Origin of the sequence: Pseudoalteromonas fuliginea (assembly GCF_000690055.1) — a bacterium.
GTDB classification, from domain to species: domain Bacteria; phylum Pseudomonadota; class Gammaproteobacteria; order Enterobacterales; family Alteromonadaceae; genus Pseudoalteromonas; species Pseudoalteromonas fuliginea.
In genome coordinates this window covers 18,624-31,324 of the sequence record NZ_JJNZ01000020.1, presented here as the reverse complement: position 1 = coordinate 31,324, position 12,701 = coordinate 18,624, and the positions used below count along the sequence as shown (strand labels likewise).

The window sequence follows — 12,701 nt, the reverse complement described above, 5'->3', positions numbered from 1 at the left end:
AACGTAAACTACACAACTCAGATATCTGCAAGTGTAGGAGTGCTAGCAAGGCGGTAAAACTATTTATGCCAAGGAGCATACGGTTTGTATGTGACTTAGGCTAAATAGTTTTACCAACGCAGCTAAAGCGAACTACACGCAGCAGATTACATTTGCTCCATAACTTCAATACCTAGCAAATCTAATCCCGTTTCTAGTGTTTTAGAAACCAAATTACACAACACTAAACGGCTATCGCGTACGCTTGGCTCTACGCCTTCTTTAAGTACTGGGCAAGCTTCGTAAAATGTCATGTATAAGCTTGCAAGCTCATATAAGTAACCACATAGTACGTGCGGTGTTGCTTCGTTGATCATTAAATCAAGGACTTCTTCAAGCTGTAGTAGCTTAAGTGCTAGTGCTTTTTCTTGAGGCTCAACAATTACAACATCTGAATTTAATGTAGTTGCATCAACGCCTGATTTACGGAAAATACTGCGTATACGTGTATAAGCATATTGTAAGTAAGGAGCGGTTGCACCTTCAAAGCTTAGCATGCTGTCCCAGTTAAAAATGTAATCGCTGGTGCGATGCTTAGAAAGATCGGCATATTTAACTGCACCAATACCTACTTTACGGGCAATCTCGCTGCGCTCAGAATCACTTAAATCAGACTCACGTTCAGCTAGTTTTGCGGCTGCACGGTTAATTGACTCTTCTAATAAATCAGCAAGTTTTACTGTGCCACCAGTACGTGTTTTAAATGGTTTATTATCGGCGCCCATCATGGTGCCAAACGGGCAAAACTCGTAGCTTGTTTCGTCTCGTAATAAACCAGCTTTACGCGCTGTTAGCTCTACTTGGTTAAAGTGTAGATTTTGACGTGCATCTACAAAAATTAAGATACGATCGGCACCTAATTTATTTGAACGGTAATCACATGCTGCTAAATCGGTTGTTGCATATAAAAAGCCACCGCCAGATTTTTGTACGATGAACGCTGATGGCTCGCCATCTTTGTTGGCAAGCTCATCTAAAAATACCACTTGCGCGCCTTGCGACTCAACGGCAATATTTTTATCTTTAAGTAGGCTAATAATATCGTTAAGCTCTGCGTTGTATGCGCTTTCAGCCATGATATCGGCTTGAGTAAGCGTTACATTTAAACGCTTGTATACTTCTTCAGAGTGTTTAACTGAGGTGGCTATAAATAGTTTCCAAAGCTTTTCACAGTGCGTATCGCCGCCTTGTAGTTTAACAACATAGTCACGTGCTTTATCTGCAAAGCCTTCTTCATCGTCAAAACGTTTTTTAGCATCGCGATAAAAGGTTTCTAAATCAGCAAGTGCTACAGAATCTAAATCAACACCTTGGCTAATTTGATCTTCTAAATGCGCGATTAACATACCAAATTGCGTGCCCCAATCACCCATGTGATTTTGACGTACAACCGTATCGCCTCTAAATTCAAGCGCACGCACAATTGAGTCACCAATAATGGTTGAACGTAAATGGCCTACGTGCATTTCTTTAGCAAGGTTTGGTGATGAATAATCAACAACCACTTTTTGTGGCTTAGCATGCTCATTTACAGCAAGCTTTGCATCACTGTTAGCGGCTTGTACGCTTTGCGCTAAAAACTCAGGCTTTAAATGAATATTAATAAAACCTGGGCCTGCAATTTCAGTCTTTTGAGCAATATCGCTTACATCAAGGTTATCTATAATTTTTTGCGCAAGCTCACGTGGGTTGCTTTTCATTTTTTTAGCCGCGCCCATGGCTGCATTAATTTGGTAATCACCAAATTGTGGACGTGTGCTTTGCGTTACTGCTGGGTTTGTATCTTCAGGTAAGCCTGCACCAACCATAGCTGCAACGGCTTTTTCGATTAAAATAGTACGAATATTCATATTTTTTACCTTTGTAAGCCCGCCAAAGCAGGCTTTCAGTTAACTGTAGTCAGTCGATTCTAGTTTTCGCGTGTATGGCTAAACGTTACTTCAGGGTAGCGCTCTACCGATAAGTTAAGATTTACACGGCTAGGCGCAATGTAAGTTAAGTTATCACCGCCATCGAGTGCTAAATTACTTTCGCACTTGCGCTTAAAGTCTTCAAACTTTTTCACATCATCGCTACTTACCCAACGCGCTGTATTTACGTTTACACCTTCGTAAATAGCATCTACGTTATATTCGGCTTTTAAGCGCGCTACAACTACATCAAACTGAAGTACACCTACCGCGCCCACAATTAAATCGTTGTTTATAAGCGGTCTAAATACTTGCACAGCACCTTCTTCAGAAAGCTGCACTAAGCCTTTTAATAATTGCTTTTGCTTAAGCGGATCGCGAAGACGAATACGGCGGAATAATTCAGGCGCAAAGTTAGGGATACCACTAAATTTAAGTTTTTCGCCTTGCGTGAATGTATCACCAATTTGAATAGTTCCGTGGTTATGCAAACCAATAATGTCGCCGGCGTAAGCGTCAGCTGCGCGCTCGCGGTCGCCCGCCATAAAGGTTACCGCATCAGAAATGCTCACTTGCTTGCCAATTCGCACGTGATTCATTTTCATGCCTTGGCTGTACTTACCCGATACAATACGCATAAATGCAATACGGTCACGGTGCTTTGGATCCATGTTGGCCTGAATTTTAAATACAAAACCAGTAAAGTTTTCTTCAGTTGCAACAATAAGTCTGTCTTCGGTTTCGCGTGGTAATGGCGTTGGCGCCCATTTAGTTAAACCATCTAACACGTGGTCAACACCAAAGTTACCAAGTGCTGTACCGTAATAAACTGGCGAAAGTTCACCGGCTAAAAACAGATCTAAATCAAATTCGTTTGATGCGCCAATAACAAGCTCAAGCTCATCGCGTAATTGCGCAGCTAAATCTTCACCAATGGCAATATCAAGCTCTGGGTTATCAAGACCTTTAATGGTACGAACTTCTTGAATCTTATGACCCTGACCTGTTTTGTATAAAACAGCTTCGTCATTATGAATGTGGTAAACACCTTTGAACTCTTTACCACAGCCAATTGGCCAAGTGATGGGGGCACAAGCAATATTTAGCTCTGTTTCAACTTCGTCCAGCACTTCCATTGGGTCGCGAATATCACGATCACATTTGTTCATAAAGGTAACAATAGGTGTGGTACGCAGGCGTGTAACTTCCATTAACTTGCGGGTACGGTCTTCTACACCTTTTGCTGCATCAATAACCATTAAACACGAATCTACCGCTGTTAATGTGCGGTAAGTATCTTCAGAGAAGTCTTCGTGCCCTGGAGTATCAAGTAAGTTAACAAGTGCGTTGTTATATGGAAACTGCATTACAGAGGTAGTAACAGATATACCACGCTCTTTTTCCATTTCCATCCAGTCAGACTTAGCATGCTGGTTAGAACCACGGCCTTTTACAGTACCAGCTCGTTGAATAGCTTGTCCGAATAACAATACTTTTTCGGTGATGGTTGTTTTACCAGCATCTGGGTGAGAGATGATAGCAAAGGTTCGTCGTTTATTAATTTCGCTAAGGAGATTTTGATCTGCCATTAAAAAGTTCTTTTAGTTTGTATACGGATATTATCCACTTTAAGTATGCTGAGCTTTCAAGGCTTAAATAATAACAATTGCATTAAATTAGTGATCTATTATAGCGATAAGTAAATAGTGTAATAACAAGGCGAAAATTATCACATAGAGTTGTTCTCTATGAATAATTTTTTAACGTAGTTAGTGAGTTATTCAATACGCTAGAATGATCATATTTTTAATAAAATTGGTATAAAGCAACCTCGAAAGCTCAACACACCATCAGAAAAGCCCTAAATTGGCTCTTCACATGCGATCCGTTATGTTAATCGTAATTGAAGACTATTTTCGCTGATCTTGGCCTTATAAACAATCAATGGTTAGTTATTAACTGATCTTTTTATTAAAGGCCGTTGAGTTCTAAAATAAAATGCAAAGCTCGCCTCCCCATCCCCTTATTATTTTACGTAAGTTTCTTTGGTTGGTTACAGAAATTAGCCATCAAGACACCTACAGGCTTGTGTAATATAGCGGTTACGCATATTATTGATAAATTGCATGGAGGATAAGTAGTTTGGTCATGAAAACCAGTAAGTTAAGCATTCGATTATTATGGTATATAACGCCGCTTGTTATATTGCCTCTATTATTTTTAGGGGGCTTCACGCTCACGAATGTAACTAACTCCACTCAAAAACAAGCCGATCTAATAATGAGTCGTTTTGTTGAGCAACAACAACAAAAAGTATTTAACTATATAGACTCTTTTCACTCAACTACAAAGCTGCTCTCGACTTCTCCCGTACTGAGTGACTTTTTAGCAAATGATGTACGAGCTAATGGCAGTTATACACGCCAACTAGGTGCCTTAATGGATGTATTTGCCAGTTATAGCGAAGCCTATCCAGATATAGTTAGTATTAATTTAGTCTCTGCAAGCGGAAAAAGCGACGCTTATTATTCAAACAATCTGACTACAGCCCCTAAAAGTTATCCCTTTTTAAATAAAGTACTGCAAAGTAATTTAAGCCAGCAACAGTTCATGGATCAAAAATCAGACGGAACAACCAGTTTGTATTTTATTCAGCGAATTTATAGTGTTGACTACTATTTAAAACGCCCTCAACAGTTAGGCTTTATCGTTGTCCATGTTGAGCCTTCAATACTCAATACCAGTATTTTAGAGGCGCCTTATAACAATACACTTAATTTACTACTCACCAAAGATGGTAAAATTTTATTTAGTTCCGATTACAGTATGCGCGGCCAATACATTAGCGAATACGAACTAAACCGAATACATGATTTAGCTGATATTGGCACCTTGTCGACTATCGAACTATCAAGTATAGATAAAATAGAGCGCATGATTTTTGCGGTACAAATGAGTGGCGGTTATTATTATGTTTCTACTATTCCTAAAGCTGTACTTTATCAATCTGGTAAGGCTATTAGTTTAATAACAGGCTTAATTGTTCTTATTTCGGTGATCACCCTGCCTATATTAATTTTTGTGGTTGTGCGTAACTTACTACTCAACCCTATCGAGTTATTAGGTGCAGCAAGCCACCGCGTTGGGGATGGTGATTTATCGGTGAATTTACCTGCGCATACAAATGATGAAGTAGGCATTTTATTTAACGATTTTAATCACATGGTTAACCAGATAAGACACTACCAACAACAGCTAGAAGATTATAAACATCACTTAGAAGATAAAGTAGAAAGCCGTACCAAAGCACTTGAAGCAATGAACAGCCAACTAGAGCTGGCGATTGCTCAAGCTGAACAAGCGAATCAACTTAAAAGTCGTTTTTTAGCAAATATGAGTCACGAAATACGTACACCGCTCACTGCTATTATGGGCTTTACAGAACAATTACTACACAACGATAAAATAGCGAACGATAAACAGCACCTCAGTACTATTTTACGAAATTCAAAACACTTGCTAGAACTAATCAATAACATTTTGGACTTATCTAAAATTGAGGCCGAAAAGCTTGCAGTAGATCAAGCGCCTATCAATGTAGTACAGCTCGTACATGATATTGAATCTATTATTGAACCCTTAGCAAAAGAGAAACAGCTTACTTTAAATATAAACTATGAATTACCACTGCCTCGTACCATATACAGTGATATTACGCGTTTAAAACAAATATTAATTAACGTTGCGAATAATGCAGTTAAATTTACAGAGCAAGGCAGCGTTTCTATTTGCGTACATTTTCATCAAAAAAGAAAAATGCTTGAATTTGTTGTCACAGACACCGGCATCGGAATGTCTGAAAATCAAATAAAGCGTGTATTTAAACCATTTGAGCAAGCTGATGCAACGACTACCCGTCGATTTGGCGGTACAGGGCTTGGTTTATGTATTTCCAAAAACTTGGCGCAACTACTCGGTGGTGATGTAGTACTAAAAAGTGAAATAGGTAAAGGAAGTAAGTTTTCTATTAGCGTGTCGTGTCATTTAACAGGCAGAAAACCCGCACTACAATTACTTACAGATAAAAGCCAACTAACGCCAGAAAGAGATCCACTACTATCGTTTGCAACCAACCACTTTGATGCCAATATTTTAGTGGCTGAAGACAACCCTGATAATCAATTACTAATAAAACTGCTTCTGCAAACGTGGGGCCTAGAACCCGATATAGCAAGTAATGGCGCACAAGCAGTAGAAATGGCGCTAGTTAACGACTATCAGTTAATTATTATGGATATGCAAATGCCGGTTATGGGCGGGTTAGAAGCAACTAAAATGCTACGCCACGCTGCGTACGACGGCCCTATCATCGCATTAACCGCAAACGTAATGAACCATGATATAGGCACTTATTTGGAGGCTGGTTGTGATAAAGCACTTGGTAAGCCGATTGATAAAGACGCATTAGAAAACGTACTCGTGAGTTATTTACACCTTGAAAAAGATAACCAAAATAAATGGGATAACTTATTAAAAAGTGAAAAATTCCAACAAATTGCAGACAACTACTTAGCTAATTTGCCGACTTACTTAGATGAAGTAAAAACATATCAACGTTCTGATGACTGGGAAGCACTACGAAATGTTGCCCACAGTATTAAAGGAAGTGCTGGGTGCTTTAACTTTGACGATATTTATCACAGCGCAGGCGCACTCGAAGATTCATTAAAAAGTGATAACAAAATAGTTCGCGATGATCTTATAGCCGACTTAATTACCGCTATTGAAAACTCTATAAATAATAAGCAAGTATAAACAACACATGCTCGCTGTTATTGGAAACCTAAACTTAATGCCATCCCCATTAAAATGGCATCTTCAAAGCCATTTTTAGCTGGGTTGTCGCTTGGGTAGTAGTTTTTACGCACTGACATTTCTATAAAGCCAGCGTACTCATACAGCGCAATTGCTCGCGTGTTAGATTCGCGTACCTCTAAAAATAAGTTTTCAGCGTTTTGTTGCTCACCGTATTCAATAAACTGAGCTAACAACTGCTTAGCAATGCCCTTGCCTTGATAACTTGGTGTTACGCAAATATCCATAAGCGTAAAATCAGGACCTGCTTTTTCACCAATATAAAAACCAACCATAGTCTCATTTTCAAACGCGGCTACATTAAAATAGCGCCCACCTAAACACGAACTCATTGTATTTAACGTCCACGGATGGCTATGGCATGCTGTTTCTATTGCCATTAATTGAGGTATTGCGGTTTCGTCTACTGGTTTAAAGTTTATCAAGGTGTTCACTCATTAAAGCCCATAAAGCGCGCTTATCGGCCGTGCTGAGCTGTGGTGTTGTAAGTACTAGCTGATCGTCATTTAATTGCATCTCAGCGCTTTGTACAACGCTGTTAATAGCAATTGGTAATGCTGCACGTTTAATATCTGCAAATAATTGTTCACAAAGCACTATAGGCTCAAGTACATTGTTTTTTGGTGCAGTATCAGGTGCATGACTACTTGCCGCAACACTATCTATTAAAAGATTATCTGCAGGAGGGCTATCCGCTGGAAATTTATCGGCTGGTTTAAAGTGTTTATTTAATTCGAGGTTTTCAATACCAAAAACAGCTGCGTACCGTGAATGCATAACGACTCGATGAAATTAGTAAGTAAGGTAATATAAGAATTAATAAATACGATGTAAAGAAGAAATGGCAGGGGCGGAGAGACTCGAACTCCCAACCATCGGTTTTGGAGACCGCTGTTCTACCAATTGGAACTACGCCCCTGCAATGACGACGAATTATAGAGAAGTTTCGCCAAAGGTAAAGAGAAAAATCACACTTTTAGTTCAACTGCTTTTTAAATAAACAAAACGGCGAATTAGCATGCTAATCCGCCGTTTTTAATCACTTTATTTTATCTGACTAAAACTAAAATTAATTATTCCCATTCGATAGTTGCAGGTGGTTTACCTGAAATATCGTAAACAACACGAGAAATACCGTCTATTTCATTAATGATACGGTTTGATACCACACCTAAAAACTCATAAGGTAAATGTGACCAGCGCGCTGTCATAAAGTCGATTGTTTCAACACAACGAAGTGATACAACCCAATCGTACTTACGTGCATCGCCCATAACCCCTACCGATTTAACAGGTAAGAATACAGTAAACGCTTGGCTTACTTTATGGTAGAGCTCAGCTTTGTGAAGCTCTTCGATGAAAATCGCATCAGCGCGGCGTAATAAATCACAGTATTCTTTTTTGATTTCGCCAAGTACACGCACACCTAAACCTGGTCCAGGGAAAGGATGACGGTAAAGCATGTCGTACGGTAAACCTAGTTCTAGGCCAATTTTACGCACTTCATCTTTGAATAATTCACGTAATGGCTCAACAAGGCCCATTTTCATGTCATCTGGTAATCCGCCCACATTGTGGTGAGATTTAATAACATGCGCTTTGCCTGTAGCAGATGCCGCTGATTCAATTACATCAGGATAAATTGTACCTTGCGCTAACCATTTTGCATTTTTAAGCTTTTTGGCTTGCTCATCAAATACATTAATAAACGTATGACCAATGGCTTTACGTTTATCTTCTGGGTCTGACTTACCCGCTAGATCATTTAAAAACTGCTCTTCAGCTTCAACTTTAACAATATTTAAGCCAAATTTATTACCAAACATGTCCATTACTTGTTGGCCTTCGTTTAAACGAAGTAAACCATTATCAACAAATACACATGTTAGTCTTTCGCCAATTGCACGGTGAATAAGCATAGCCACAACCGATGAATCAACACCACCAGAGAGGCCTAAAATAACTTCGTCATCGCCAACTGTTTCTTTAATACGCTCGATAGCATCATCGATAATTTTTGCAGCAGTCCACAATTTTTCACAGCCACAAATATCAATAGCAAAACGCTCTAATAAGCGCTGACCTTGATGTGTATGTGTCACTTCTGGGTGAAACTGTACACCGTAAAAACGTTTTTCTTCGTTAGACATTGCAGCATGTGGGCAAGTAGATGTTTTAGCTGTTGTAGTAAAACCAGCTGGAATATCCATTACTTTGTCGCCATGGCTCATCCAAACGTCAAGTACGCCGTTGCCACCATCAGTGATGTGGTCTTCAATTGCATCAAACAATGCACAGTTGCCTGCTTTTTCAACTTGTGCGTAACCAAACTCTTTTTTATCAGAGCTATGAACACTACCACCTAGTTGAGCTGCCATTGTTTGCATACCGTAGCAAATACCTAGTACAGGCACGCCTGCATTAAATACATACTCAGGAGCGCGCGGGCTGTTTTCAAGTGTTGTTGATTCTGGGCCACCAGAAAGAATGATACCTTGTGGGTTAAACTCGCGGATTTGCTCTTCAGTCACATCCCATGCCCACAGTTCACAGTAAACACCAATTTCGCGTATACGGCGCGCGATTAGTTGAGTGTATTGTGAACCAAAGTCTAAAATGAGAATTCGTGAATCGTGAATATCTTTGCTCATGGAGTATCTCGTAAAGTAGATGCTAATGCTAAATGCCGTTTTGAATACCAATTTTATTAAACATTACTAATTCTTGCAGGCTAAATAACTCTCTAACCACGTTAAAAACTTCTTATTTAGAAGAAACTAAAAGTCGAAGTTTTTGCCTCGTTATTGAGCCATTTATCTGTCGCAATAATTGACCACTTTATTAATGCAATTGGTATTTATATAAACGACTAAAAAGAGGGCTTGCAAAGCAAGCCCAGTATATTAAATTAATTACGCTGCTTAACCTAAGCGGTAATTTGGTGCTTCTTTAGTGATTTGCACATCATGAACGTGCGACTCACCCATACCTGCTGAAGTAACACGTACAAATTGTGGTTTTGTATTTAGCTCTTCAATTGTTGCACAACCCGTTAAGCCCATAGCGCTTCGTAGGCCGCCCACTTGCTGATGAATAATCGTTGCAATAGGGCCTTTGTAAGCTACGCGACCTTCAATACCTTCAGGTACTAACTTGTCTGCTTCGTTTGATTTTTGGAAGTAACGATCTGATGAACCTTCTTTTTGATCCATCGCGCCCAATGAGCCCATACCACGGTAAGATTTGTAATAACGTCCTTGGTACAATTCAACTTCACCTGGTGCTTCTTCAGTACCAGCAAGAAGAGAACCCACCATTACACACGATGCACCAGCAACAAGTGCTTTAACAATATCACCAGAAAAACGAATGCCACCATCAGCAATAACAGGAATGTCGCGACCTTTTAAGCCTTCAACAGCATCTGAAATAGCGGTAATTTGTGGAACGCCACAACCGGTAACAATACGTGTAGTACAGATAGAACCTGGGCCGATACCTACTTTAACTGCATCCGCTCCCGCATCAGCTAGTGCAATCGCACCTTCAGCTGTTGCAATGTTACCTGCAATAATTTGTAAGTCTGGGTACTCTTTACGCGTTTTAGTAACACGGTCAATAACGCCTTGAGAGTGACCATGCGATGTATCGATAAGTAAAACATCAATACCCGCTTCAACTAATGCAGCAATACGCTCATCAGTACCCGCGCCAACACTTACAGCAGCACCTACACGTAAACGACCTTGGTCGTCTTTACATGCGTCAGGTTTGTCTTGGGCTTTTTGGTAATCTTTTACTGTGATCATGCCTTTGAGTTTAAATTCATCATCAACAACAAGGATTTTTTCAATGCGGTGTTCGTGCATTAAGCCTAAAATTTCTTCGCGTGCTGCGCCTTCTTTAACGGTAACAAGCTTTTCTTTTTTAGTCATAACGGTAGAAACAGGCTGTTCAAGCTTAGTTTCAAAACGCATATCACGGCTAGTAACAATGCCTACAAGTACATTATTGCTGTCAGTAACCGGAAAGCCTGAAAAACCTTTTTCGTGCGAAAGCTCAACTGCATCAGCAATTGTTAAATCGGCAGTCACCGTTACAGGGTAAGAAACAATACCTGCTTCGTAGGTTTTAACTTTACGTACGTTTTTCGCTTGTTCTTCGATAGTCATGTTTTTATGAATAAAACCAAGACCACCCTCTTGCGCAAGGGCAATAGCTAAACGAGCTTCTGTAACAGTATCCATAGATGCTGAAATAAGCGGCAAGTTAAGTTTGATACCACGCGTTAAGCGAGTTGAAATGTTTGCCGTGTGTGGCAAAACAGTAGAATGACCAGGTACTAAAAGTACGTCATCAAAGGTAAGAGCTTCTTTAGCGATTCTAAGCATTTTGGCAACTTCTCACATGTGGAACTACGATAAGGAATTGCGGCCAAATTTTAACAGCGTTGTTGGCATGAGTAAATAATATTTCGTAAATATTTATGATAAACTTACCTTATAACTTGCCTCATAAATAGTTTTAGGTTGTTTTTTATGTTTTCGAAGCCTTCGCAGACGGTTTACACCGTGTCACGCCTTAATAGAGAAATTCGCACATTACTTGAGCAAGGCTTTGCCTCATTAGTATTAACAGGCGAAATTTCTAATTTCATTACCCCTGCATCCGGTCATTGGTATTTTTCGCTAAAAGACGATAAAGCACAAATTAAAGCCGCAATGTGGCGCGGCAACAACCGCAACCAAAGCTACCGCCCTGCAAATGGCGCGCAAGTTACAGTAAAAGCGCGTGTATCACTTTATGAACCTCGCGGTGACTACCAGCTTATTGTTGAGCATATGGAGCCGGCCGGCGAAGGTCAGCTAAAGCAAGAGTTTGATGCGCTTAAAATGCGTTTGGCCGCCGAAGGATTATTTAGCTCTGCTCACAAGCAGCCATTACCGCAAAATATTAATCGTATTGGTGTTATTACCTCAGCAACCGGCGCTGCTATAAAAGATATTTTAACGGTACTTAAACGCCGTGCGCCACAATTAGAAGTCATTATTTACCCTGCGATGGTGCAAGGCAAAGAAGCACACCTGCATTTAATTAATCAAATTGAATTAGCTAATGCTCGTGATGAAGTAGACGTACTTATTTTAGGACGAGGCGGCGGATCACTTGAAGATTTATGGTGTTTTAACCACGAACAGCTCGCCCGCGCTATTTTTAAAAGTGAATTACCCATAGTAAGTGCGGTAGGCCACGAAATAGATACCACTATTAGCGACTATGTTGCCGATGTTCGTGCAGCAACCCCATCAGCGGCAGCTGAGCTTGTAAGCCCAAATACGCAAGAGTTACACAACAAAGTAACGCAATTAGTTAATCGTTTATCTAACGCGTTTAAGCACGGCATTGCCGACAAGCGCGCATTAGCAACGCAGTTACAACACCGCCTTAATTTATGTCATCCACGTAATCAGCTTAATCAAAAAACGCAACGTTTGGATGAGCTAAGCATTGCACTGCAACAAGCTATGCGTAATCGCTTATACCAGCAAGAACGCACACTTAATAACTTAACGCCGCGTTTAATGCGCCAATCACCAGACAAAAAACTCGCTACAGCAAACCATATACTCACGCAATTACACGCAAGACTAAACCAAGCTATACAGCATCAATTGCAGCAAGCAAATAACAACTTGGCACTACAGGCAAGTAAATTAGATTCGGTAAGTCCGCTAAATGTTTTAGCACGCGGTTACAGCATTACAAAAAATGAAAAAAATAAAGTGGTTAAGTCAGTAAGTGATGTGAAAGCCGGTGATGCACTTATTACCGAACTTGTTGATGGTGTTATACATTCTAAAGTAGTGAGCTAGCACG

8 protein-coding genes and 1 tRNA gene are annotated in these 12,701 nt (G+C 40.0%); 2 read left to right on the top strand and 7 right to left on the bottom strand.

Going from position 1 to position 12,701, the window contains the following annotated elements:
- Positions 1–146: 146 nt before the first annotated feature.
- On the bottom strand, positions 147–1,889 hold the full coding sequence (argS, locus tag DC53_RS13900) for an arginine--tRNA ligase (RefSeq protein WP_033028925.1): 1,743 nt from the start codon (positions 1,887–1,889) through the stop codon (positions 147–149).
- 59 nt (positions 1,890–1,948) lie between these two features.
- Positions 1,949–3,538, bottom strand: coding sequence for a peptide chain release factor 3 (gene prfC / locus DC53_RS13905; RefSeq protein WP_007377813.1), 1,590 nt, complete (start codon positions 3,536–3,538; stop codon positions 1,949–1,951).
- A 559-nt stretch (positions 3,539–4,097) separates the two neighbouring features.
- On the opposite strand from prfC, the gene DC53_RS13910 reads away from it, so the two are divergent.
- Positions 4,098–6,764 carry a hybrid sensor histidine kinase/response regulator gene (locus tag DC53_RS13910; protein WP_007377814.1) on the top strand — a complete coding sequence of 889 codons (2,667 nt, stop codon included), beginning with the start codon at positions 4,098–4,100 and terminating at the stop codon, positions 6,762–6,764.
- Between the two features lie 17 nt (positions 6,765–6,781).
- On the opposite strand, the gene rimI is transcribed toward DC53_RS13910, so the two are convergent.
- The 5 genes from rimI to guaB all read right to left on the bottom strand — a co-directional run bounded on the left by rimI (position 6,782) and on the right by guaB (position 11,215).
- On the bottom strand, positions 6,782–7,249 hold the full coding sequence (rimI, locus tag DC53_RS13915) for a ribosomal protein S18-alanine N-acetyltransferase (RefSeq protein ID WP_007377815.1): 468 nt from the start codon (positions 7,247–7,249) through the stop codon (positions 6,782–6,784).
- Positions 7,236–7,601 (bottom strand): hypothetical protein, encoded by a 366-nt coding sequence (locus tag DC53_RS13920; RefSeq protein WP_033028924.1) that lies wholly within the window; start codon positions 7,599–7,601, stop codon positions 7,236–7,238. Before DC53_RS13920 ends, rimI begins: the two co-directional genes overlap by 14 nt.
- Positions 7,602–7,666: 65 nt before the next feature.
- Positions 7,667–7,743, bottom strand: a tRNA-Trp gene (locus tag DC53_RS13925).
- 154 nt (positions 7,744–7,897) lie between these two features.
- On the bottom strand, positions 7,898–9,475 hold the full coding sequence (guaA, locus tag DC53_RS13930) for a glutamine-hydrolyzing GMP synthase (protein ID WP_033028923.1): 1,578 nt from the start codon (positions 9,473–9,475) through the stop codon (positions 7,898–7,900).
- A gap of 270 nt (positions 9,476–9,745) precedes the next feature.
- Entirely contained in the window at positions 9,746–11,215 is a 1,470-nt protein-coding gene (guaB, locus tag DC53_RS13935) for an IMP dehydrogenase (RefSeq protein ID WP_007377818.1), read from the bottom strand.
- A 147-nt stretch (positions 11,216–11,362) separates the two neighbouring features.
- On the opposite strand from guaB, the gene xseA reads away from it, so the two are divergent.
- A complete protein-coding gene (gene xseA, locus DC53_RS13940; RefSeq protein ID WP_033028922.1) occupies positions 11,363–12,697 on the top strand; it encodes an exodeoxyribonuclease VII large subunit in 1,335 nt (444 codons plus the stop codon).
- Positions 12,698–12,701: the final 4 nt, after the last annotated feature.